This is a genomic window from Corynebacterium ciconiae DSM 44920 (assembly GCF_030440575.1).
GTDB classification, from domain to species: Bacteria; Actinomycetota; Actinomycetes; order Mycobacteriales; family Mycobacteriaceae; genus Corynebacterium; species Corynebacterium ciconiae.
This window is the reverse complement of the sequence record NZ_CP047189.1, coordinates 2263632-2287333: the sequence shown is the minus strand read 5'-3', so window position 1 is coordinate 2287333 and position 23702 is coordinate 2263632. Positions and strand designations below refer to the sequence as shown.

Below are 23702 nucleotides of genomic sequence, written 5' to 3'. Positions count from 1 at the left end.
AGATCAGAGAAAGGTAGTTAAAGGACATGAATACCGTTACTCTCAGCGGCGGCCACAGCTACGAGCTGCCCCTTGGGGATTTCATCAAGATCAACGCCACCCGGGTGCGCGGCGAGAAAACAGATATGCGCCTCGAGGTGCGTGGCCAACTCACCCATAACCAGTACAGTTCCTCCGATACCGTCATCACGGAGCTGCAGGGAGATGTCACCGTGGTGCTCGTACCGGCCCAGGGGGCGGAGTTCCCGCCGGATCACTCGGTGATCATGCGGGTGCTGCAGCCCGCCACGGCGAAACCGGTGACGGTGCAGACCGAGGAGATTCGGCTCGATGGGCTGAATGAGAAGACCGTGCTCACCCTCTCCCCAAGTGGAGAGTCGGTGCAGATCAGTGCGGTGGATTCCGGCATTTCCACCACATCCTCGCGTTCCACCACCACCGTCTACTCCGCGCTCACCACCATTGGGGCCCCGGCAGCCGCGGTGCGCCGGGCAAGCGTGTGGATGGACGATTCGGCCTCGGTGGCCTCGGCGCTGCACGAGGTGGATCTCTCCCCAGTGCACGAGATCCTCAAGGGGGTGTCGGAGTACTTCTCCATCACCGTGGATGATCACAGCACTCCCACTGAGCAGGCGCGCACCACCGTGGGCGCGGATCTTTCCTCGCTCGCATCCGAGGACTGCGTGGCAGTGCTCAGCACCCACCTCCGCCCTGCGCTGCATGTGCCTGGTCGACGCACCCTCGTGATCGTGCTCGGACCGCACGCCCGCGAGGAAGCCGATATGTATCGCAACGCCTACGGCGAGCGCTACCCCTTAAATGTGCTGGTGATCGACGATGCTCTCCACCAGGCACTGAGTGCTGGCGATCGCGCCGATCTGCACGATGAGGCCGAGGTGCTGGTGCACTGGCTGTGTGCCGATGAGCTGAACGAGCCCGCCGCGTCTGATCCTCTAGGCGGCGAGAACCGGATGAGAATGAGCCCCATCAATGAGGGAGGACAACTGTGGTGACCCCCGATTACTACCCGTCGGTGTATGCGGGCCCGCGCTGCCCCGATACGTTCCGCTATCTCGATACCGCCCCCACCACCACCCGCTCTGGGGAACAGCTGCCCGCCGACTGGGGCGAGGCCGTGGTGCACTGTGTGGTGATGGCTGGCGCCCGCGCCACGGGCAAGAGCCTCTACCTGGCTGTGGTGGTGAAGCAGCTGGAGATGCTCGCCGCCGAAAAGTTCCCGGGCATGGTGGTGGAGCCGGTGACAGAATCCACCAAGCAGCGCTACGCCAAGCACTATGAACAGCCGCTGTATGTGGAGATGAAGCAGATGGCGCCCACCCCCACCAGCGCCCAGGAGGATGCCTATCAGCGTGATCCCTTCATTTTCTCCCTCGGTCGTTGGCGCGATGGTGACGGCACGGAGCGCCCGCATTATGTGGTGCTTCGCGACGTCGCCGGCGAGGACTTAGAAAACCCCGCCGTGGATCGGGAGGCACTGAGCTTCTTCTGCTACGCCGACCTAGTGATCATGCTCTTCGACCCGCTGCTGGTTCCCTCAGTGCAGGTCTATGTGCAGGGGTTGGTGCCGCGCCAGGATGGGCTCGGCGGCAACCCGGAGGATGTGTTCTCTAATTTGATGCGCATCCTCGGCGATGCCCGCCCGCCCCTAGCTTTGACGATTTCAAAGTTCGACTCGCTGCAGATCCTGGAGCGCATGCCCGAAGGGGAATGGAAAGCCATCATGGGCAATTCTGGCGCGGCCTTCCGCCGCGATAATGGCTGGGATTACAACCTCGACGCCCAGAAGGTGTTGGATCTTGAGGTGAAATCCCTGTTGAGCTACATGAAGGCGGGCCGATTGCTGAACAAGGTCGAGGCCGCCTATGCCCATGATCGGCACTCCTACTTCGCGGTCTCCTCGCTGGGCGATGCCCCAGTGGGTGAGCGCCTCAGCCGTAAAGGAATTGCCCCCTACCGTTGTCTCGATCCGCTGCTGTGGATCTTGCGCGAACGCGGCGCGTTGAAAGAGAGTGAACGCCGATGACTCCGAATGAGCCCCAGTGGGAAATTTCTTCCAAGCAGACCCCACCCGCCACGCCCCAGTCGGCGAGCTCCTACACCACGGGCGTGGTGCACGATCGCACCGAGAAGTACTCGCCGAGCTTCTCCGCCACGTCGGTGTTGTCCGCCCCGTGGACCGTGTGGGGTGCGGCTGCGCTCTACGCGGCGCTGGTGGGCTGGCTGCTGTACAGCCTCGTTGAGGAGCTGATGCGCTCTAATGCCCGCGACCTGCTGGTGATCGCGCAGGTGGTGTCCATCGTTGTTATCGTCACCGGGGTGGTGGGTGTGCTCAAAGCCCAGGTGTGGGGCCGGTGGTTGCTGACGGCGGTGTCCGTGGTCACGATCTTCCTCATCGTGGTGGGCTCGCTGTGGATCGCCACCCTCCTCGCGGTCGCGGCGGCCGTTATTCTGTGGCTGCCCTTCAACCAGGCGTGGTTTGGCTACCGCCGACGCGGATAGTTCAGCTCGTAGTCGGCCACAATCCGGCGCTGCGCCCCATCGAGGGTGATCTGCCCGCCATAGGGCAGCACCCACTGCGGCCGGGTGTGGCCAAAGGGCACCCCAAACACAGCCGGCAGCTCGGGGTTATAGCGCTCGAGCTGGCCAAACACCACATCGCACTGGGCCTGCCAATCAGCGTCTTGCTGCTCGGGCGAGGGGACTATGTCATGCGTGCTCACCGGAGGGGAGGCGATGATGACACCCGAGGCGGCGTCGAAAAGCCCCCATTCGCCGAGAGCCCGAACACGCCGCATGATCTGATCCGGCGGGGTGAGCGATTCGGCTGCCTCGAGGAGAATGAGGTGGTCGTTGAGTGCCTCCAAGGAGGGCATGCGACCGGACATGGCGAGCTGGTCGATCACCTCGAAGCACCCGCCCCAGGTGGGGCCGGTGACGCTGCGGCGCGCACCCCGCCACTGCCACGGGCGCGCCGGGCGACGGTGACCATAACTATCGAGGGCGGCGGGCTGGGTCCAGTCCACCCCGAAGTCCTCCGAGGTTTCCACGGGGGTGATCTCTAGCTGGCCGCCATCGCGTAGCGCGGCCAGAAAAGACGCGTGATGCTCGGGATCGATGCGCGGCCCGGATCCTAGATGGACGTGGTTGGAGCCGCCGTAGAAGCTCTGCACTCCCAGCTGCCACAGGTGATTGTGCAGGTTCGTGTTGTCCGAGTAGCCGAGGAAAGGTTTGGGGTTGCTGCGAATCACCTCGTCGTCAAGATGCGGGATCACCGTCACTTGATCATTACCGCCGATCACAGCCAGCACTCCAGCGATGCTCGGGTCGGCGAAGGCCGCGGTGACATCGCGAGCCCGCTCCTGCGCGGAGGCCCCCACCTTGCGGGTGGTGGGATACTCCACGGGTTCGATACCGAGCTTTCGCAGACGGGTGAGCGCTTGCGCGTACACCTCGGGAAATGCCCCAGCGGCGGCAAAGGACGGGGAGATGATCGCAAGTTTCATGCCCGCCCACTATAGCGGTGTAAGGCTCGCTGGGGCGCGCGGATGTATTAGGACCCAGCGGTGAAGCGTTGCTTCACGCGGTGGGCATCTGCATCCATGCCCAGCCTGCGGAAAGCCCGCAAGGTCTTTTTAAATTGCGGCGCCGAGGCGCGCGGGCCGTAGAGCTGGTGCAGCAGCGCCGCATGGTGCTCGTATACGTAGGCCAGCTGGGTCGCCGCGGCTGGGGGCAGCTGATCGATATCGAACATGCCGCTGCGGTTGTCCGCTTCCTGCAACGCCGCCTGGGGATTGCCTGCGTTGTGGTACTGGTCGACTGATTCGCGCACCAGATAGATGTATTGCGTCGCCACCGCCGAGACGTGCTCCGTAAAGCAGGCATCGTGCAGGATCGGCAGGGCCTTATCCAGCATCTGACGGTGGTACTCGCTACCGAGTGCCTTAGCCAGCTGGCACATCTGTACCAAGACCACCCCTGTCCGCTTGTAATCATTGAAGTGAAGCGTGGCGTCCGCATACGTCTCAAAAAGCGGCAGGACGCTGGGAATATCATCGGGATTGCGGGCCTGCGCATCCACGTATTCGCCCAGTGCCACATAGCGGGTGAGCGCGGGGCACTGTGACACCATCGGTGCAGGCAGCAGCGGGATCAGATCCAGCCACGGGCGCAGCGCCTCGAGCTTCGCGGAGAAATCAGGCCTACCGGCGCTGTTGGCCAACACGAAACGATCCAACCGAGCGGCATACTCGGGCACCTCCGCTGGGGGGATCATCTCATTGCCTCGAGCTTCGGCCCAGATGTGCTCGTTCAACAACGTGGCGCACTGGGTGATCTGCTGCGCATCGGCGGTAGCCAGCGGCGCGAAATAGGTGTCGAGGTCATGCGGGAACTCCGCCATGCGGCTGCCCGACTCGTAGGCCTGGTCGCCAAAGTAGTCGGCCATGCTGTTCAGGCAGTTAAGCTCCCGCTGCTGGTGTGCTTCGGCCGCGCGCTCTTCGGCTTGGCGCTTGTCGACGTCCCGCTGCTGCTCGGCAGCGTTCTGCTCAGCGGCAGTGTAGTGGGTGTAAAACACCTCGAGAATACGCAGTGCCTCGGACTTCTCCCTTTCAAGTAGGGCCTTGCGCTGGGTGAAGGTGGGGGACTGCTCGAAGAAGTCGGTGCAGGCTGACCACGCTTGGGTGGAGAGCAGCGCGGAGGAGCGGCCGAGGACCATGGCCACGGCGAGCTGGCGGTGGTTGAGCTGACGCAACAACGCCCCTTGGGATGGGGCGCGGTTCATTTCGATGCTATGCAGATCGAGGCTGAGGACCTCGGCGTAGAGATCCGCCAGCAGCGTGTGGAGCTGTGCATAGTCGGCCTCCTCCCAGTCGGGTGCGATGGGATCGGTGGCGGCGAGGAGTACGGAGGCGCGTTCCACGGGGGTGGGTGGGTTCGCGCGGTCGATCTCTGCGCGCAGCTGATCCAAGGTGAGGCCCGAGTTAGTCATGTCCCTAGATACTAGGAAATGGATGCGAGCTTGTCTGCTCATTTTTCGGGTGGGTGTGCGATGGGGGTCGCAGCGCAGGCCCGCGATTTTTGTTTACACACATGCGGGCCCGATTTTAGCTCCCGCTCATGTCCGAATGTGTGGTTTTTCACGTGTTTTGGGGCGAAATAGGTACTGCGATGGCGCACTAAAGCTGGCATAATAAGGGTCAAAGCGCACATTTCGGATCGACCAGTAGGCAGCCTCGCTGCCACCGTGGTTGAGCTGCGGCGGTCGCCTCGAGAGGATGCGTCACCAACCACACTCTATGGAGGGATTTTCTTCATGCCAATTGCAACTCCCGAGGTCTACAACGAGATGCTGACCAAGGCCAAGGAGGGCGGTTTCGCCTACCCGGCCATCAACTGCACCTCTTCCGAGACCATCAACGCCGCGTTGAAGGGCTTCGCAGACGCTGAGTCCGACGGCATCATCCAGTTCTCCACTGGTGGCGCTGAGTTCGGTTCCGGCCTCAACGTGAAGAACAAGGTTGCTGGCGCGTGCGCACTGGCCGCTTTCGCGCACGAGGCAGCCAAGAACTACGGCATCAACGTGGCTCTGCACACCGACCACTGCCAGAAGGAAGTTCTGGACGAGTATGTGCGTCCGCTGATCGCTATCTCCCAGGAGCGCGTGGACCGTGGCGAGCTGCCGCTGTTCCAGTCTCACATGTGGGATGGTTCCGCTGTGCCGATCGACGAGAACCTCGAGATCGCCCAGGAACTGCTGGCCAAGGCCCGCAAGGCCAACATCATCCTCGAGGTCGAGATCGGTGTTGTCGGCGGTGAGGAAGACGGCGTGGAGGCCAAGGCCGGCGCTAACCTCTACACCTCCGAAGAGGACTTCGCCAAGACCATCGATGCCCTCGGCACCGGTGAGAACGGCCGCTATCTGCTGGCCGCTACCTTCGGTAACGTCCACGGCGTGTACAAGCCGGGCAACGTCAAGCTTCGCCCCGAGGTGCTGGATATGGGCCAGAAGGTGGCTGAGAAGAAGCTCGGCCTGGACGCTGGCTCCAACCCCTTCGACTTCGTCTTCCACGGTGGCTCCGGCTCCGAGAAGGAGAAGATCGAGGAGTCCCTGCGCTACGGCGTGATCAAGATGAACGTGGACACCGACACCCAGTACGCGTTCACCAACCCGGTCGCTCGCCACATGTTCGCTAACTACGATGGCGTGTTCAAGATCGACGGCGAGGTCGGAAACAAGAAGGTCTACGATCCCCGCTCCTACATGAAGAAGGCTGAGGCCGCCATGTCCGAGCGCATCGTCGAGGCCTGCCAGGACCTCCACTCCGCTGGCACCTCCGTGTCCAAGTAACACCCCTTCACACCCTCCCCACCGCGCAGCAGCGCGGGCAGGGGAGGGTGTTTGCATGCGCGCAGTCTCTAGGGCGTGCGCAGGAGTACAGCCTCTGGCAGGCCTTCCTAGGCACTAGCTAGCCGCCGCGGAGCCGCCCCCTCCGCGGGCCAGCTTGCCCAGCTAGGCATCATGCACAAACACCGCCCCCAGCCTGGCCATGTGGGCCTTGCTGGGGGCGGTGACGAGCGTGTGGTGCGTTAAGCCCGTAGGGGCTTAAGGGCTGCTCAAAGATTTAGCGGCCGGTGAGCCAAGAGATGATGCTCTTGCGCTCGCTGCGCTCGGAACGCTCAGAGCGCTCGTAGTCGCCCTTGTCGGTGCTCATGCGCTCGTAGATCTCGGTCTGCTCGTTCACGATCTCGAGGGTGGAGTTGATCTCCTCCAGCTCGCGCTCAAGCTCGGCACGCTCGGTGAGCTTGTCCTCGGAGTCGATCTGATCCTCCGGAGTGGTGTTCTCCAGCTTGTCCTCGACATCCTTCTTGCGGCCTTCCAGCTCGCTCTTGGTGTCGCGGGCGCGGCGGAGGTCTTCCTCGAGCGGCTCGCCGCGGCGGTGGCGCTCAACGCGCTCCTGCTCCTCGGCGTCGCGCTGGCGCTTCTCGTTCAGGATACGGTCAGCGTCAGCGGTGGTGGTCACGTTCTGGCTGCGCACCAGGTCGAAATCAGGCTCGTAGCCCTCGACCGGCTGGTGCAGATCCAGCGGGTTGGCGAGATCGTTGTTGCCGATCTGGCGGAACACGGTGGTCGTGATCTTGCCCTGGTCGGAGCGCCAGATCCAGTCGGCACCGAGCAGCTGGCCGAAGTAGCCCTTGCCCTCGATCCAGGCCGGTCCGCCGGAGTCGCCGTGGTCACTTCCCACGTCTGCGGTGATGGCCACGGGGCCGTTCAGGTACAGGATCGGGGAGCAGGCGATGCGCTGGGTGCGGTTGCCGTAGGTGCACAGGTTATCGCCCACCTGCGGCTCGGCGATGGGGTCGCCAGAGAAGTAGTTCTGGCCGATGAACTTGCTGTCATAGAACTCGATGAACGCCACATCGGACATGCGGCTCACCGGGCCCCAGCGGGAGTCGTCGCTGTTTTGCACAGCGGCGAAGACGTCGGGGTAGATGTGGTGCAGACGGCCGATGGGGGTGTAGAAGGCGTCGTAGACCTCGGTGCCGTTGCCACCGCAGTGGGCGTCGGTCCAGGCACGGCCATTGGCCTCGTCGACGTAGCCGATGGTGCAGGAGCTCACCTGTCCGCCGCCGGCGTCGGTGAGTAGTACGTCACCTTGGTCGACGAGGGCGGGGGCGGGTTCTGCGACCGCCGCGGGGGCGCTGACAAGGGGAAGTGTCACTGCTGCGGCAGCGACCGCGATCGAGCGTAGGGCTCGAGTTAGGGACATGTGTCATCCTCTCACGAAGTGGGATAGGGGTGACGAAATCCTAAGCAGGTAGATCACGAATCTACAACAGATGAAAAGCGCTGCGAACTGATTATAAAACATCCCACCTGTGAGGAATGTGCTGTCATTTCGCTTGTCGACGCCACCTCGTTTCACCCTCATGTGGGGGCATAAAACGACCTCGCCGGCTCGGCGCCTAGCTCGAGCATAGCGTCTAGAAAAGCGCCTGTGCCTGCGGATATATCAGCAAGTCTCAGCATCTGCTGGCGGATAAAACGCTGGGGTGAAGGGAAAATAAAAATTCAGCGGCCGTGCTGTGAGATTTGGCACATGAACAACGCGCCCAGACTTGACTGCGGAGAAAAGGGCGCCCCGGAGCATGATGCTCCGAGGCGCCCTACGGACGGCTCAAGGGGCGTGGCTAGCGGGTGAGGTGCTCACCCTCCCGGTAGACCTCACGCACGTGCATGTGCTCATCCCACACCACTAGGTTGGCTGGGCCCTCGCTCACCCCGGCCCGATGGCCCACACCCAGCAGCGCATGGCCAGAGGTGGCGGCCTGCAGCACGCTCGCTAGCGGTAGCCCGGCCGCGCTCTGGAGGCGTACCTGGTCGCTGACACGGGAGGTGCCGCCGGCGATGGAGCCTTCGCTGCCGTCCTCGGTGCGCAGCCGCGCCACGCCGTCCCGGACGGTCACGGCGAGGGCGCCAAGCACATAATCCCCATCGGCCTTGCCTGCCGCGCCCATCGCATCGGAGACGAGGGTGGCTGCGGGATAGCCCACCGTATTGAGCACCATCTGCACCGTGTGGTTGTTCAGGTGCACACCATCGGCGATGAGCTCGAGGTGCACGTTGTGGTGCTGGGAGGCGGCGTCGATAAGCGCCGCGATGGGGCCGGGGCTGCGGTGGTGCAGCGGGGGCATGGCATTAAAGAGGTGGGTGGCGGTGACCTGCGCGCCGTGGCTGGTGGCGTAGTGCAGGATCTCGGCGGTCTGCTCGAAGCTGGCATCGGTGTGGCCGAGCGAGACGATGATGTTGTGTTTTACGCACAGATCCACCAGCTCGTGGGCATGGGCGGTCTCGGGGGCGAAGGTGATCGAGCGCAGCTGCCCTGCGGCGGCGTCGATCATCTCTTGGAAGAACTGTGGATCGCCGGCAACGATAGCGGCCGGATCCTGGGCGCCACAGCGGCAGGTATTGACAAAGGGCCCCTCGGCATGGATGCCATCGAGGCTGCCCTCTTCCGTCAGGCGGGCCAGGATCTCCAGCTGGGGCAGCAGCACCTCTCGGGTTTGGGAGACGGTGGAGGCCAGCAGGGTGGTGCTGCCGAAGCGGCGATGGTGCAGCGCGGCCTCGCGGCATTGCTCGAGCGAGGAGGTGGGAAAGGAATAGCCGGCGCCGCCATGATTATGCAGATCCGCCAAGCCTGGGGTAATCACCAGTCCGGTGTCTACCGGCTCTTCTAGTCGTTCGATCTTTGCGGTGCCGGAGCCGTCAATATGCACGCGGGCGGGGTAGGCGGGTGTGCCCGGTTGGGCGAGGGTGGCGATGTAGTCAGTCATGTGCGCTCTCCTTAGCGGCCTCGACGAAGCGGGCAGTTACCCATGCGGTATCAGTGATGGCGGTGCCCACGATAATGGCATCGGCACCGGCGTCCAGCCCGGCACGCACGGCCTCGGGGCTGTGGTAGCGGCCCTCGCCGATGAGGAAGACCTCATCGCCGATGGCAGCGCGCACCTCGCGCACGAGGTCGAGGTCTGGGCCGGTGGTGGCGGCGCGGTGTTCGGTGTAGCCGGCCAAGGTGGTGGAGACGATATCGGCGCCGGCTTCGACGGCGGCGACGGCCTCGGAGGTGGTGGCGATGTCTGCCATGGCGAGTGCGCCGGCGTCGTGCACGGCGCGGACCTGCTCGGCAAAGCTGGAGCCATCGGGGCGGGGGCGCTGGGTGGCGTCGATGGCTACCACCTGTGCGCCGGCTTCGGCCACGGCCACCGCGGATGCGACCGTGGGGGTGATGTAGACCCCGGTGTCTCCTTCTTTGGTCAACCCGATCACGGGCACGGATACGGCGGCTACCACAGCGCGGATATCGGTTAGCCCGCCGTAGCCGCCGCAGCGGATCGCGGTGGAGCCGCCGTGCTCGGCCGCCGCGGCGAGCCGGGCGATGGTGTGGGTATCGCGCAGCGGATGGCCATCGGGTGCTTGGGCGGAGACGATGAGGCTGCCGCGCACCTGGGCGGCGAACTCGGTGAGGGATACAGACATGTAAGGCTAACTCTCCTTTGGCAGAAGACGATTCCGGTGGCGTAAGGGGTGTGCTGCGTTTAGGCGGGCACGAGGGCGGCGGCACCAATGATGGGCGCTGCCTGGCCCAGCTGGGCGGGCAGGATATCGATGGTGTCGAGCGGCTGCAGGGCATAGGTGCGAAAGGCCCGTTTGAAGGGGCAGAGCACCACATCGCCGAGGGATCCCACTCCGCCGCCGAGGACGATGGCGTCAATATCGATGGCGCTGGCGAGCCCGGCGATGGCCTCGCCTAGGTTGAGCATGCAGCGTTTGAGCACGCGCTGTGCGAGATCGTCCTGCTCATAGTCGGCCATGATCTCGCGCCAGCTGCGCGTAGCTGGCCCGCTGTGGCCGGCCGCGCGGTGATAGGTGGCGGCGAGGCCGGTGCCGGAGGCGAACTCCTCGATCGGGGTGGCGGTGCCATCGAAGCCGCGGCCAATCACCCGGCGTAGCTCGCCTGCGGTGAAGTGAGGCGAGGAGGCTAGCTGGCCGTCGATCACCAGCGCCCCGCCCACCCCGGTGCCGAGGCTGAGAAAGAGGGTGCGTCCATAGCGGGCGCCGGCGCCATAGCGGGATTCACCGAGGCCGAGGGCGCGAACATCATTGGCTACGTGCACCTCCAGCCCGGTGGCGGCGTGCAACTGCTCGCGCAGGGGAGTGCCCGCCCAGCCGGGCATGGTGGGCCCGGCGGAGACCACCGTGCCGCGGGCGGGGTCGATCACCCCGGGGGCGCCGATGCCGAGCGCGTGAATGGGCTGCGGGGAGGTGTCGATAAGCGGCGCGATGAGCTCGGCGATCGTGGGGATGATCTGGCTGGCGGCGGGGGTGGCGGTGCGTACCTGTTGAATTACCTCGGTGGGGCGGTCGGTGGCAATAAGCCCAGCGGCGATTTTGGTGCCGCCGAGATCGATGCCGATGACATGGCTGCTCACCGCTGATTCTCCTCGGCTGCGAGCTGCTCGGAGATCACGCGGCGTAAAGGCCGGTAGTGTTGCTCGACCACCTCCTTGTAGGCGTTCACATCGCCGGCCTCGAGGGCGTCGATCATCAGCTCGTGGGCATCGATGGTGTCTTCCATATCCTTCGGGGTGGTCACGCCGATGATGGGGATGGCGCGGGTGTGGATTTCCCACATGGCCATGGTGAGCTCGCGGAGTAGCGGGTTGGTTTGCTGGTCGATGAGCTCCTGGTGAAAGGCGCGATCGTGCTCGGCAAAGGACTGCCCCTTGTCCCAAGCGGCGCGCATGTTAGCCACGTGCTCGCGCAGGGTGGCGGTGGAGGTGGCGCGATAGTGGGCCATGAGGTCCTCGGCGGCGGCGAGATCGAAGGCGATGCGGGTATCCACCACGTGCTTGAGCTGCTCGAGCGCCACCTTCTCGTTGAGGCTCATGCGCAGCACCATGCCGTTGACCAGCGGCGCCAAGGACATCTGCCCCACATAGGTGCCATAGCCGTGGCGCACCTCCACCACGTCCAGGGTGGAGAGGGTGCGCATCGCTTCGCGCACGGAGGAGCGAGACACATTGAGCAGCTCACATAGGGCGGCTTCGGAGGGTAGCACGTCTCCGGGGGCGAGCTTGTTCGCCCGGATGTAGTCCTCGATCGCGGTGGCAGTGGGGCTAATGCCGTGGGAGTTCTTGCGGACGGGCATGACACTTCCAGCTTTCTTGGGTGGTGGGAGAAGGCCACTAGGAAAAACAGGTGGCAGTGATGCGTGTTCGACGTCGCGTCCCTGGTGTGCTGCCACCGCGGTGGGCACCTCAGTGGGAGTGGGTGATGAATGCCATAAGGGCGTCACGGTGGGGAAGTGGCCTTATACAGTTGTCTTTAGGTGCAAGTTTAACAGAATCCCTTTACCTCATCAGATGTCTGACGTACTATTGGGATAGGCAGTGAGCTAGGCCTCTTTATATGTGCGCACCGAGGCCGATCACAGCGCAGCCACCGAGTGTCATGAGACCGAGCATCACTAGCTAGGGTACGCCCCCGTAGCTTCTGCCGGCTGGTGCGCCGCCTGACCTGAGAACAATTTCATACCCGCATCAGGCCCGTCCCCGCCTACGCCGCAGCATGCGCGGCGTGGAGTCGCTGGGACCTTGTAGGAACATAAGGAAGCAGCCACCATGACTGACTCAATGCACCGCCCCTTCAGCCGCCGCGACTTTTTCCGCATTACCGGCGCCCTCGGCGCCGCCGCAGGGTTGAGCGCCACCTTGGCCGCCTGCGGATCGGGTAATGGCGGCGGCGGAATCCAGCAGGATGCCGCCACGGCAGAAGACGCCAAAGCCGACGGCGCCATCAACGCCGCCATCTCCTATGAGCTGGGCACCAATGGCTATGACCCCATGACCACCACCTCCGCGCTCACCTTGGCCGCCAACTGGCACACCCTCGAAGGCCTCACGGAGATGGACCCCGTTACCGGCGAATCCTATGCGGCGCTTGCCAAGGAGATGCCCACCCTCGACGGCACCACCTCCGAGATCCAGCTGCGCGACGGCGCCGTCTTCCACGATGGCACCCCGGTGACCGCCGAGGATGTTGTCTTCTCCTATGAGCGGGTGATGGATGAGGCCAATAAGTCCCTCTACGCCTCGTTCATCCCCTTCATAGAGAAGGTGGAAAAGAAGGATGACAACACCGTCACCATCACCACCAAGCACGAGACCGGCGTGTTCGCCGATCGCCTCTCGGTGGTCAAGATTGTGCCTAAGAAGATCGTGGAATCCGATCCCGATGGATTCGATGCCAACCCCACCGGCACCGGCGCCTACCGCATGACCGACAACGGCGGCACCTCCAAGAAGGTGCAATTCGAGCGCTTCGAGGACTACACCGGCCCCAAGCCGGCCCGCGCCGCCACCATGACCTGGCAGATCATCCCCGATGCCTCCACCCGCACGAACGCCATGCAGTCCGGCGAGGTCCAGGCCATCGACTCGGTGCCCTATCTCTCGGTGGATCAGCTCAAGGCCATGTCCACCGTGGACTCGGTACAAGGCTTCGGGTTGCTCTTTGCCATGTTCAACAACTCCAAGGACAACCCCTTCGCCGAGGTGAAAAACCGCCAGGCCTTCCTCTACGGCATCGACATGGACAAGATCATCTCCACCGCGATGCTGGACCAGGCCACCCCGGCCACCTCCTTCCTGCAGAAGGAGCACCCGAACTATCACGAGGCCTCCACCGTCTACACCTATGAGCCGGACAAGGCCAAGAGCCTGTTCAAGGAGACCGGCCTGAGCAAGCTGCGCATGCTGTGCACGGACCACGACTGGGTGAAAAAGTGCACCCCGCTGATCGAGCAGTCCCTCTCTGGGCTGGGCATCGAGGTGGAGTTCATCGAAAAGAAGTCTTCCGATGTCTACAACACCATCGACGGCAAGCCCGGTGCCTACGATGTGGTGATCGCCCCCGGCGACCCCAGCGTCTTCGGCAATGACCCCGACCTGCTCATGCGCTGGTGGTACGCCGGCGACACCTGGACCGATTCCCGCATGCACTGGAAGGGCAGCGAGTCCTATGACCAGGTGCAGCAGCTTTTGGATAAGGGCCTGCGCGCCACCGACTCCACCGAACAGCAAAACACCTGGAACGAGCTTTTCGACGTTCTCTCGGACAACGTCCCGCTCTACCCGCTCTTCCACCGCAAGGCCCCCACCGCCTACGACGCCACCACCCTGGTGGACTTCCAGCCGATCTCGCTGACCGGCCTGAGCTTCGTGGACGTGGGCACCACCAAGTAACCCCCGCCGCCTCGCCCCGCCCGAGCCGCGCATCCGGCGCGTCACCCACCAGCGCCGCGCCGGGCCGGGCAGGCATCCGCCGCGGCTGCAATCATCACCGCCGCATCACCTTATTGGCCGCCGTGGGAGACCCCGCGCTGTTTCTCGCCTGTTCGACGGCGGCCGTGTGCATGCACGAAATGAGAAGAATCTATGTCTAACCTGCTCCGATTGATAGGCCGGCGCCTGGTGGCGCTGCCCATCATGGTCCTCGGCGTGACGTTTTTGGTGTTCTTCATCATGTCCTTTAGCCCCGCCGACCCCGCCCGCCTCGCGCTGGGCGAGGCCGCCTCGGCAGAGGCGCTGGAGAACTACCGCGACGCCCACGGACTCAATGATCCACTGCTGGTGCGCTACGGCCACTTTGTGGTGAATATGCTGCAGGGCGATTTGGGCACCACCACCGGCAATACTCCCGTGGTGGATGTGATTGCCAAGGCCTTTCCCATCACCCTGCAGCTGACCTTCTTGGGGCTGATCATCGCCGCCGTCCTCTCCCTCGTATTCGGCGTGCTGGCCGCGCTCTACCGCGACCGCTGGCCGGATCAGCTGATCCGTGTGTTCTCCATCGCCGCCTTGGCCACCCCGTCTTTCTGGCTGGCGATTCTGCTCATCCAGTGGCTGGGCACCATCCCCGGCGGCGCCGGTATCTTCCCCGCGCTCATTACCTCTTGGGTGCCCTTCAGCGAGGATCCTGCCACCTATGTAAATAACATGTTCCTGCCGGCTGTGGCCCTGGCCTTGCCGGTGGCCGGCTCGCTCACCCGCGTGGTGCGCACCGCCATGGTGGAGGAGCTGGACAAGGACTATGTGCGCACCGCCATCGGCTCCGGTATCCCGAAGCACGAGGTGATCTCCCGCAACGTGCTGCGCAACGCGCTGATCACCCCCATCACCGTGCTGGGTCTGCGCGTGGGCTATCTCATGGGTGGCGCGGTGATCATCGAGATCATCTTCAATATCCAGGCTATGGGCCAGCTCATCCTCGACGGCGTGACCCGCAATGATGTGTTCCTCGTGCAAGGCGTGACCCTCACCGTGGCCATCGCCTTCATCATCATCAACATCATCGTGGACATGCTCTACGTTCTCGTTAATCCGCGCATCAGGAGCATCTAATGCGTAAAAAACTGACTGCTCAACTCGAATCCACCGCCGGGGCACGCTTCCAAGGCCTCGCAGCCCTGCCTGTGATCTCCAAGATCGCGCTGGTGTTTTTGCTGCTGGTGGCGCTCATGGCCATCTTCGCCCCCGTGATCGCCCCCTACGATCGGCTGGCCACCACGGGCGCGCCCATCGAGCCGCCGAGCGGCGAGCACTGGTTCGGCACCGATGCCATCGGCCGCGATATCTTCTCCCGCGTGGCCTACGGCGCCCAGTCCTCGCTGATCATCGGCCTCTGCGCCACCGCCGCAGCCCTGGCCGTGGCCGCGGTGCTCGGCTCCATCGCCGCCACCGCCGGCAAGGTGGTCTCCGAGGTGCTCATGCGCATCCTGGACATCATCATGTCCTTCCCCGGTATCGCGCTGGCCGCGGTGTTTGTGGCTGTGTTCGGCAACTCCATTCCCGTGCTCGTCTTCGCCATCGGTTTCCTCTACGTTCCGCAGCTCTCCCGCGTGGTGCGCGCCAATGTGCTGGCCGAGTTCGGCGAGGACTATGTGTCCGCCGCGAAAGTCATGGGCTCCGGGGTGCCGCATATCCTGTTCAAGCACGTGGCCCGCAACACCATCGCCCCAATCGCCGTGTTCGCCACGGTGCTGGTGGCTGATGCCATCGTCTTCGAGGCCTCGCTGTCCTTCATCAATGCCGGGGTGAACCCGCCGGAGCCCTCCTGGGGCAATATTTTGGCTGATGGCAAGCAGGTGCTGCTCAATGGCGCTTGGTGGCCCACTTTCTTCCCAGGGTTGATGATTCTGCTCACCGTGCTGGCGCTCAATATCCTCTCCGAGGGGCTCACCGATGCCATGGCCTCGCCGCGGATCAAGCCCACCGCGGCCGCCGAGGACGAAGGCGAGACGGTGGAAAGCCGCGACACCCTTGGTGTAGTCTCCGCCGCGGAGGCCCGCGCCTCTCTGCAGAGCTCCTTGGCTACGCTCCGCGAGGCGGAAACCAAGGAGAACCGCCGCCTGGACTACACCTTGGATAAGCAGCCGCTGCTGGAGGTGAAGGATCTGTCCATCGCGTTCCCTGCCGCCCATGGCGATGTGAACATTGTGGACAACATCAGCTTCACCGTCTCCCCAGGCCAAACCATGGGTCTGGTGGGCGAGTCCGGCTGCGGCAAGTCCATCGCCTCTATGGCGATCATGGGCCTGCTGCCACCCACGGCCCGCATCAGCGGCGAGATCCTCTTCGATGGCACCAACCTGCTTAAGCTCTCGCCCGAGGAGCACAATGCGCTGCGCGGGCACGACATGGCCATGATCTACCAGGATGCGCTCAGCTCCCTTAATCCTTCGATGCTGATTAAGTCCCAGCTGCACCAGCTGATTCGGCGGGGCGGCACCCGCTCGGCGGAGGAGCTGCTGGAGCTGGTGGGCTTGGATCCTGTGCGCACCCTCAAGTCCTATCCGCACGAGCTGTCCGGCGGCCAGCGCCAGCGCGTGCTCATCGCTATGGCGCTCACCCGTAATCCGCGTCTGCTCATCGCCGATGAGCCGACCACGGCCCTGGATGTCACCGTGCAGCACCAGGTGGTGGATTTGCTGAATGATCTGCGGGACAAGCTCGGATTCTCCATGATCTTCGTCAGCCACGATCTGGCCTTGGTGGCCAAGCTGGCCCATAAGATCACGGTGATGTACGCCGGCCAGGTGGTGGAGCAGGCCAATACCCGCGAGCTGCTCGCCGATCCTCGGCACGAGTACACCCGTGGTTTGCTGGGCTCGGTGCTGTCGATCGAGTCGGGGGCGGATCGGCTCTACCAAGTGCCGGGAACGGTGCCCAGCCCGCGCGAGTTTGTGCAGGGCGATCGTTTTGCCCCGCGTTCCTCCTATCCGGAGATCGGCCTGAATGAAAAGCCCTTGCTGCGCCCCGTGGATGGCTCGCCGAGCCACTCCTACGCCGCCACGGACCAGCTGCTGAACAGCTTGAAGGGAGCCTAGAATCACTATGGCTAACACAGACACAGCTGCGGCCACGCCGCCGTTGATCCAGCTCAAGCAGGTCAATGTGATTCATAAGACCCGCACGGGCAAGCTCTTTCGCCCCGATAAGGTGCACGCCAATAAGGATGTGAACCTATCGATCCGCCGCGGCGAGGTCGTGGGCATTGTGGGCGAGTCCGGTTGCGGCAAGTCCACCTTGGCGCGAGTGATGGTCGGTCTGCAGCAGCCCACCTCCGGGGACGTGCTGTTTAAGGGCCAGCCGCTGAAGAATTCTTCCCGGATGCGCAAGGAGCTGGGCCGATCGGTCTCGGTAGTGTTTCAGGATCCTGCCACGGCGTTGAACCCGCGCATGAGTGTGCGCGATCAACTGCTTGATCCTTTGCGTGTGCACAAGATCGATTCCGAGGCGGCCCGCCTGAAGCGGGTGAAGAAGCTGCTCGATTTGGTGGGGCTGCCCCAATCCGCCTTGGAGGTGCTGCCGCGCCAGATTTCTGGTGGCCAGCGCCAGCGCGTGGCTATCGCCCGGGCGCTCGCTTTGGAGCCGGATCTCATTATCGCCGACGAGCCCACCTCTGCCTTGGACGTCTCGGTGCGCGCCCAGGTACTCAATCTGCTCACTGATCTTCGCACGGAACTGGGCCTTGGCCTGGTGTTTATCTCGCACGATATTAATACGGTCCGTTATGTCTCGGATCGGATGTGCGTGATGTACAAGGGCGAGCTCATCGAGGAGCAGCCCACGGATGATCTCTTCGCCCACCCGCAGCAGGACTACACCCGCACCCTGCTCGCCGCAACCCCCTCGCTGCTGTAAACACGTTGACAGCTTGTAGAAAGGCAATCATGACTGCTTCTTCGCGCATCTCGCGCGGCATCATTCCGCCGTTGTTGACCCCGCTGAGCGCCGATGGGGAGATGGATATCCCGGCGCTGAGGCGACTGATCGATCGTCTCATCGACGCCGGCGTGGACGCCATTTTCGCCCTCGGCTCCTCCGGCGAGGTGGCTTTTCTCACCGATGCCGAGCGCACCCACCTGCTGCGCACCACTGTCGAGCACGTGGCTGGCCGGGTGCCGGTCTATGCCGGCTGCATCGATACCCAAACCAAGCGCGTGATCGAGCATGTGCGCCAGGCGGAGGCCTGCGGCGTGGACGGCGTGGTGGCCACCGCCCCCTTCTACGCCATCACCGGCCCAGAGGAGATCGCCCAGCATTTCCGGCTGGTGGCCCAAGCCACGGAGCTGCCGGTGATCGCCTATGACATCCCGGTGTGCGTGCACTCGAAGCTATCGCCGGAGTTGTTGGTGCAGTTGGGCGAGGAGGGCGTTCTCGCAGGGGTGAAGGATTCCTCCGGCGATGATGTCTCCTTCCGTCGTCTCGTGCACTTCAACGAGGCCGCGGGCCATCCTTTGGTGCTGCTCACCGGCCACGAGGCGGTGGTGGATGGGGCCTTCGCCGCGGGCGCCGATGGGTGCGTGCCGGGCTTGGGCAATGTGGACCCGGCCGGCTATGTGTGCATGTGGCAGGCCTTTGAGGCGGGTGATTTTGCCACGGTGATCGAGCAGCAGAACCGGCTGGCCGACTTGTTCGAGATCGTGTTCCAGCCGGTGGGCAAGGTAGGCCCGGCCGCGGGAGTGGGCGCGTTTAAGACCGCACTGGAGCTGATGGGGGTGTTCTCCTCTAATCTCATGTCGCCGCCGCTGCCGCAGATTACGGATACGCCTTCCCGCGAGGCGATTCGCGCCATCGTGGAGCGTGCCGGCCTGCTCTAGTTCGTGCCCGCTGCCGCTTGTCGACGCCCTCTCCCCGCCACCACGGCCGAGAGGGCGTTGGTGCAGCGTGCGGCTGAAGAAGCCTACAATGGTGAGCCATGTCCCAGCCAGCCCGTACTCCCTCAACCACCGGCCGGGTGCTGCGCCGTTTGCGCGTGCCCAGCAGCGTCTCCGGGCGCATCAAACGCGCCGTGTCCCACGGCAAGAATCGCCTCAATGATTCGTGGCTGACGATTGTCCAATCGGCCCTCGGCGCCGGTTTGGCCTATTTCATCGCGCTGCACATCACCCACCACAATGTGCCTTTCTTCGCCCCCATGGCCGCGGTGATCGTCACCGGCATTTCCGGGGTGGGGCGCATGCGCCGCGCCGTGGAGCTCATGGTGGGCGTGGTGCTCGGTGTGGGTATTGGTGATGTCATCATCATGCAGGTCGGCTCCGGCCCGCTGCAGATTGTGGCGGCGGTGGTGATCACCCAGGCGATCGCCCGGTTTATGGATAAGTCCCCGCTGGTATCCAACCAGGCCGCGATCGGTGCGGTGTTGGTGGCCACGCTGCTGCCGCCGGGCGATGCCGGTGGCTTTGACCGCATGATTGATGCGGTGATCGGCGGGCTGGTGGCCATTTTGATGATGGCGCTCATCCCGGCCTCCCCGCTCAAGGCGGGCCGCCGCGAGATCGCGAAGGTGCTGGGCATCGCCTCCGATGTGCTGGCCGATGTGGCAGCCGCCTTGCGCAACAACGATGCCCAGGCCATCGCCGAGGCGCTCGAGGAGGTGCGCGGCACCCAGGGCAATATCAACTCCATGATTGCCGCCGCGAAGGAGGGCAAAGCCTCGGTGGAGGTCTCGCCCTTCCTGTGGGGCGATGCCTCCCGCCGCGTCAACACCTTGCTCACCACTCTGGAGCAGGTGGATAATGCCGTGCGCACTACCCGGGTGTTGGCCCGTCGAGCCCAAGTGCTGATTGAGGATGGCGATAGCGTAAGCGAGGAGCACCTGGCACTCATTGATGAGCTCTCGGATATCACACTGCTGCTCTCTTCGCTTTTTGATCGCGGAGAAAAGAATGTGCGCTCCCAACAGATCCCGTATGTGGTGCGGCGGCTGCGCCTGCTCGGTGCCCGCATGGGCCTCGAGGTGGCCGAGGGCCGGGTGCTTTCTGCCCACATGATGCTGGGCCAGTGTCGTTCCCTCGTGGTGGATCTGCTGCAGGTGTGCGGGCTCTCCCGCGATTCCGCCCAGGCGGTGCTCAAGCCCACCTCGGATACCCCGCACGTGCCCCCGGAGCTATGGGATGAGGAGGAACTCTAGCCCCTCTGGCGCACGTGGAGCCCCTAGAGCCGGATGATCTGTAGATCCCGCAGATGCCGGTAGAACGTCACCGCCTCTACCGGGTTAGGCCGAGGCACAGAATCGATACTCACCTGCAGCTGCGGCCCGCCAGCCTGAACCGCCCGGCCGAGCAACACGGAGGAGGCATCGGTATCGCCGGCCACGGTATTGCGACCAAACCAGCGCCGCCGCGGGGCAGCTAGGGCAGTGGTCAGCCGCACGGCGGCGATGCCTGGCGCCTCCACCATGGGCACAAGCTTGGCCCCAAAAAGCCCACGGCTGGCGGTGCGGCGGTCCTCATTGTGGTGCAATTGCGCATCGTCCACGATGATCTCGCCCACCAGCTGCTTGTTTTCGGGGTCGCTGATGGTGGCATGCCCAGCCACCACGCTGCCTTTATCATCACGAATCAGGCAGCTTGGCCTGGGCGAGCCGTAGCGGGCGAGCCGCCAGGCGGACTCGGGCGAGGTGGGGATTCCATAGTTACGGGCGGCCACCGAGTCGGCATCGGTGGGCACAAACCCGATCTCTGCCCAGAGCGCATCACTTTTCATCAGCCGGGCCAGCACCGCCGAAAGGGCAGCATCGCTGCCCACCACAATGATCCGCCACGGTTCAGCCGGGCGCTGCGGAGCGGGGGAGGGGCTGCCGAGATGTTCCACATCGGGGCGGGCTTGGATCTCCGCCAGGGTTGGGGTGTCATCCTTCGGCAGGAGCTGTGCGGCGCGCTCTCTGAGAAACAGCAGGTCGCCACGCCGGGGCAGGGCGGGCAGTTCTACCAGTTCACCGGCGTCAAGGGGGCAGGGGTGATCGCCACAGTTCAGCACTAGGGTCGGCATATCGGCCATAGTATCTGGCTAAGCTGGATCATTATGATTTTGGTGTGGTACCGCGATGACTTGCGCACGATTGATCACGCCCCGCTCGAGTGGGCGCGTGAGCACGATGAGGACATCCGTGCGGTGTACGTGTGGGAATCCCCGCCGTCGGGCCTGCGCCCCATAGGTGCGGCGAGCCGCTGGTGGCTGGCGTATTCCTTGCAGGCTCATCGCCGCCGCCTCGCCGAGCTCGGCATCAGCCTGCAGCTCGTCACCGGCGATCCGGAGCAGCTGATCCCGCAGTTCGCGGCGGAGTGTGGCGCCCAAGCTGTGGTGTGGCAGCGCCGCTATGTGCCGGAGTTGGCGCAGCGCGACGCAGCCATCAAATCCACGCTTGCCGCCGACTATGAGGTGCGCAGCTTCCCCGGGTTTTTGCTCTCCGAGCCGTGGGAGGTGCAGACAAACGAGGGCTCGTCCTACAAGGTGTATTCCCCCTATGCCCGCAAGGCCGGTGAGTTGCTGGGCGAGGATGTAGGCCCAGGCGATCTGCAGCGCCCACCCGAGCTGGAGCCTGACTGGGAGCTGGATGAGGACATCCGTGCTCTCGGACTAGTCAGCGAGATCGATTGGGCCGCAGGCTTTCGCGAGCACTGGCAGCCCGGCGAGGCCGGAGCGTGGAAGGCACTCGACCGCTTCGAACAGCGCTGCGCGGAATATGGCGATTACGCGGATAAGCGCGACTACCCGGCGGTGCCCGCAACCTCGCGGCTGTCTCCCCACCTGCGCTTCGGCGAGATCAGCCCCGTCGCCGCCTGGCAGGACATCTCTGATTCCACCTTCCGTTCCGAGCTGTTGTGGCGCGAGTTCGCATGGAGCCGCCTGTGGGCCCGCCCAGACCTCGCCACCACCAATGTGCGCGCCCAATTCGATCACTTCCCGTGGGCGTGGAATTCCGCCGCCGGAGAGTACGGACTCACCCCGCCGGAGGAGGATTACGCCGAGCAATTACAGCAGTGGCGGCGCGGCCACACCGGCGTGCCCCTCGTGGATGCCGGAATGCGCGAGCTCTGGGCCACCGGCACCATGCACAACCGCGTACGCATGGTGGTGGGCTCGTGGCTCACCAAAAACCTGGGTATTCACTGGCGCCACGGCGAAGAATGGTTCTGGGACACGCTTGTCGACGCCGACTACGCCTCCAACCCTTTCAATTGGCAGTGGGTAGCCGGCTGTGGTGATGACGCCGCCCCCTACTTCCGTATCTTCAACCCACTCACCCAAGAAAAGAAGTTCGATCCAAAGCATCGCTACATTCAGCGCTGGGTGCCGGAATGGGGCACGCCGATGTATCCGGAGCCGCATGTGGACGTGAAAGAATCCCGCGCCCGAGCGCTGGCCGCCTATAAAGACACCACACAACGCTACAGGGCCGGTGTTGTAGACTGATTCCGGCTCGCACTCGGGCTACCTACTCTCCATACCTCTAATAGATATCAAGGGAAGTGACACGCCATGGCGGTTGTGGTCATCGTCGGCGCCCAGTGGGGCGATGAAGGCAAGGGCAAAGCCACCGATATTCTCGGCGGCCGAGTGGACTACGTGGTCAAGCCCAACGGCGGCAACAACGCCGGCCACACCGTGGTGGTGGGCGGCGAGAAGTACGAGCTGAAGCTGCTGCCCGCCGGTGTGCTCTCGGAGAACGCCACCCCCGTGCTGGGCAATGGTGTGGTTATCAACCTCGAGGCGCTCTTCGATGAGATCGATGGCCTCGAAGCGCGCGGTGCCAAGGCCTCCCGGCTGCGGATCTCCGCCAATGCACACGTGGTTGCTCCCTACCACCAGATTATCGACCGCGTGGGCGAGCGCTTCTTGGGTAAGCGTGCGATCGGCACCACCGGCCGCGGCATCGGCCCCACCTATGCGGACAAGGTTTCGCGCGTCGGTGTGCGCATCCAGGACATTTTCGATGAGTCCATCCTGCGCCAAAAGGTGGAATCCGCTTTGGATCAGAAAAACCAGATCCTGGTGAAGATGTACAACCGCAAGGCCGTGGACCCGGAAGAGGTGGTGCAGTACTTCCTCTCCTATGCCGAGCGCCTCAAGCCGATGGTGATCGAGTCCGAGCTGGAGCTCAACCGCGCCTTGGACGAGGGCAAGCACGTGCTCATGGAGGGTGGCCAGGCCACCATGCTCGATGTGGATCACGGCACCTATCCCTTCGTCACCTCCTCGAACCCCTCCGCAGGCGGCGCCTGTGTGGGCTCCGGTATCGGCCCCACCAAGATCACCTCCTCGCTGGGCATCGTTAAGGCCTACACCACCCGCGTGGGTGCCGGCCCCTTCCCCACGGAACTCTTTGACAAGTGGGGCGAGTTCCTCCAAACCACCGGCGGTGAGGTCGGTGTGAACACCGGCCGTAAGCGCCGCTGCGGCTGGTACGACTCCGTGGTGGCCCGCTACGCATCCCGCGTCAACGGCTTCACGGACCTCTTCCTCACCAAGCTCGACGTGCTCACCGGCATCGGGGAGATCCCGATCTGTGTGGCCTATGACGTGGATGGCACCCGTTTTGACGAGATGCCGATGACCCAGTCCGACTTCCACCACGCCACCCCGATTTACGAGACCATGCCCGCGTGGGACGAAGACATCACCGGCTGCCGCAGCTTTGAGGAGCTGCCCGAAAAGGCGCAGGACTATGTGCGCCGCCTTGAGGAGCTCTCCGGCTGCCGCATCTCCTACATCGGCGTCGGCCCTGGCCGCGACCAAACCATCACCATTCATGACGTGATGGAATCTAAGTAGTCGAC

20 protein-coding genes are annotated in these 23702 nt (G+C 64.0%); 12 read left to right on the top strand and 8 right to left on the bottom strand.

Annotated elements, in window-relative coordinates; all coding sequences use genetic code 11:
• Positions 1-26 precede the first annotated feature (26 nt).
• The 3 genes from CCICO_RS10060 to CCICO_RS10050 are packed head-to-tail and all read left to right on the top strand — an operon-like array spanning position 27 to position 2520.
• Positions 27-1013, top strand: coding sequence for a hypothetical protein (locus CCICO_RS10060; RefSeq protein WP_018019434.1), 987 nt, complete (start codon positions 27-29; stop codon positions 1011-1013).
• On the top strand, positions 1007-2044 hold the full coding sequence (locus CCICO_RS10055; RefSeq protein ID WP_018019433.1) for a hypothetical protein: 1038 nt from the start codon (positions 1007-1009) through the stop codon (positions 2042-2044). The genes CCICO_RS10060 and CCICO_RS10055 overlap by 7 nt, the downstream gene beginning before the upstream one ends.
• Positions 2041-2520, top strand: coding sequence for a hypothetical protein (locus tag CCICO_RS10050; protein ID WP_018019432.1), 480 nt, complete (start codon positions 2041-2043; stop codon positions 2518-2520). Before CCICO_RS10055 ends, CCICO_RS10050 begins: the two co-directional genes overlap by 4 nt.
• On the opposite strand, the gene CCICO_RS10045 is transcribed toward CCICO_RS10050, so the two are convergent.
• Together CCICO_RS10045 and CCICO_RS10040 are read right to left on the bottom strand one after the other, a co-directional pair.
• Positions 2502-3524, bottom strand: coding sequence for a S66 family peptidase (locus CCICO_RS10045; RefSeq protein WP_018019431.1), 1023 nt, complete (start codon positions 3522-3524; stop codon positions 2502-2504). The genes CCICO_RS10050 and CCICO_RS10045 overlap by 19 nt on opposite strands.
• Positions 3525-3571: 47 nt before the next feature.
• Positions 3572-5008, bottom strand: coding sequence for a hypothetical protein (locus CCICO_RS10040; RefSeq protein WP_018019430.1), 1437 nt, complete (start codon positions 5006-5008; stop codon positions 3572-3574).
• 324 nt (positions 5009-5332) lie between these two features.
• On the opposite strand from CCICO_RS10040, the gene fbaA reads away from it, so the two are divergent.
• On the top strand, positions 5333-6367 hold the full coding sequence (fbaA, locus tag CCICO_RS10035) for a class II fructose-bisphosphate aldolase (RefSeq protein WP_018019429.1): 1035 nt from the start codon (positions 5333-5335) through the stop codon (positions 6365-6367).
• Between the two features lie 274 nt (positions 6368-6641).
• Here the strand turns inward: fbaA and CCICO_RS10030 are convergent, their stop codons facing one another.
• The 5 genes from CCICO_RS10030 to CCICO_RS10010 all read right to left on the bottom strand — a co-directional run bounded on the left by CCICO_RS10030 (position 6642) and on the right by CCICO_RS10010 (position 11726).
• The gene (locus CCICO_RS10030; protein ID WP_018019428.1) at positions 6642-7787 is read right to left on the bottom strand and encodes a hypothetical protein; all 1146 of its coding nucleotides are present in this window, start codon (positions 7785-7787) and stop codon (positions 6642-6644) included.
• Between the two features lie 421 nt (positions 7788-8208).
• Positions 8209-9351 (bottom strand): N-acetylglucosamine-6-phosphate deacetylase, encoded by a 1143-nt coding sequence (locus CCICO_RS10025; RefSeq protein ID WP_018019427.1) that lies wholly within the window; start codon positions 9349-9351, stop codon positions 8209-8211.
• Entirely contained in the window at positions 9344-10054 is a 711-nt protein-coding gene (locus CCICO_RS10020) for a putative N-acetylmannosamine-6-phosphate 2-epimerase (RefSeq protein ID WP_018019426.1), read from the bottom strand. Before CCICO_RS10020 ends, CCICO_RS10025 begins: the two co-directional genes overlap by 8 nt.
• Positions 10055-10113: 59 nt before the next feature.
• Entirely contained in the window at positions 10114-11007 is an 894-nt protein-coding gene (locus CCICO_RS10015) for an ROK family protein (protein WP_018019425.1), read from the bottom strand.
• Positions 11004-11726, bottom strand: a complete 723-nt coding sequence (locus CCICO_RS10010) for a FadR/GntR family transcriptional regulator (RefSeq protein ID WP_018019424.1) — start codon at positions 11724-11726, stop codon at positions 11004-11006. Before CCICO_RS10010 ends, CCICO_RS10015 begins: the two co-directional genes overlap by 4 nt.
• Positions 11727-12210: 484 nt before the next feature.
• On the opposite strand from CCICO_RS10010, the gene CCICO_RS10005 reads away from it, so the two are divergent.
• The 6 genes from CCICO_RS10005 to CCICO_RS09980 all read left to right on the top strand — a co-directional run bounded on the left by CCICO_RS10005 (position 12211) and on the right by CCICO_RS09980 (position 20053).
• On the top strand, positions 12211-13821 hold the full coding sequence (locus CCICO_RS10005) for an ABC transporter substrate-binding protein (RefSeq protein ID WP_018019423.1): 1611 nt from the start codon (positions 12211-12213) through the stop codon (positions 13819-13821).
• Between the two features lie 192 nt (positions 13822-14013).
• On the top strand, positions 14014-14979 hold the full coding sequence (locus tag CCICO_RS10000) for an ABC transporter permease (RefSeq protein WP_018019422.1): 966 nt from the start codon (positions 14014-14016) through the stop codon (positions 14977-14979).
• On the top strand, positions 14979-16964 hold the full coding sequence (locus CCICO_RS09995; RefSeq protein ID WP_018019421.1) for a dipeptide/oligopeptide/nickel ABC transporter permease/ATP-binding protein: 1986 nt from the start codon (positions 14979-14981) through the stop codon (positions 16962-16964). The genes CCICO_RS10000 and CCICO_RS09995 overlap by 1 nt, the downstream gene beginning before the upstream one ends.
• 7 nt (positions 16965-16971) lie before the next feature.
• Positions 16972-17781: an ABC transporter ATP-binding protein gene (locus CCICO_RS09990; protein WP_018019420.1), complete on the top strand. Its 810-nt coding sequence runs from the start codon at positions 16972-16974 to the stop codon at positions 17779-17781.
• A 29-nt stretch (positions 17782-17810) separates the two neighbouring features.
• Positions 17811-18740, top strand: coding sequence for a dihydrodipicolinate synthase family protein (locus tag CCICO_RS09985; RefSeq protein ID WP_018019419.1), 930 nt, complete (start codon positions 17811-17813; stop codon positions 18738-18740).
• A 98-nt stretch (positions 18741-18838) separates the two neighbouring features.
• The gene (locus CCICO_RS09980) at positions 18839-20053 is read left to right on the top strand and encodes an FUSC family protein (protein ID WP_018019418.1); all 1215 of its coding nucleotides are present in this window, start codon (positions 18839-18841) and stop codon (positions 20051-20053) included.
• Positions 20054-20076: 23 nt separating this feature from the next.
• Here the strand turns inward: CCICO_RS09980 and CCICO_RS09975 are convergent, their stop codons facing one another.
• The gene (locus tag CCICO_RS09975; RefSeq protein WP_026161396.1) at positions 20077-20913 is read right to left on the bottom strand and encodes a hypothetical protein; all 837 of its coding nucleotides are present in this window, start codon (positions 20911-20913) and stop codon (positions 20077-20079) included.
• Positions 20914-20946: 33 nt separating this feature from the next.
• On the opposite strand from CCICO_RS09975, the gene CCICO_RS09970 reads away from it, so the two are divergent.
• Both CCICO_RS09970 and CCICO_RS09965 read left to right on the top strand, forming a co-directional pair.
• Entirely contained in the window at positions 20947-22338 is a 1392-nt protein-coding gene (locus tag CCICO_RS09970) for a cryptochrome/photolyase family protein (protein WP_018019416.1), read from the top strand.
• Positions 22339-22404: 66 nt separating this feature from the next.
• The gene (locus tag CCICO_RS09965; protein WP_018019415.1) at positions 22405-23697 is read left to right on the top strand and encodes an adenylosuccinate synthase; all 1293 of its coding nucleotides are present in this window, start codon (positions 22405-22407) and stop codon (positions 23695-23697) included.
• Positions 23698-23702: the final 5 nt, after the last annotated feature.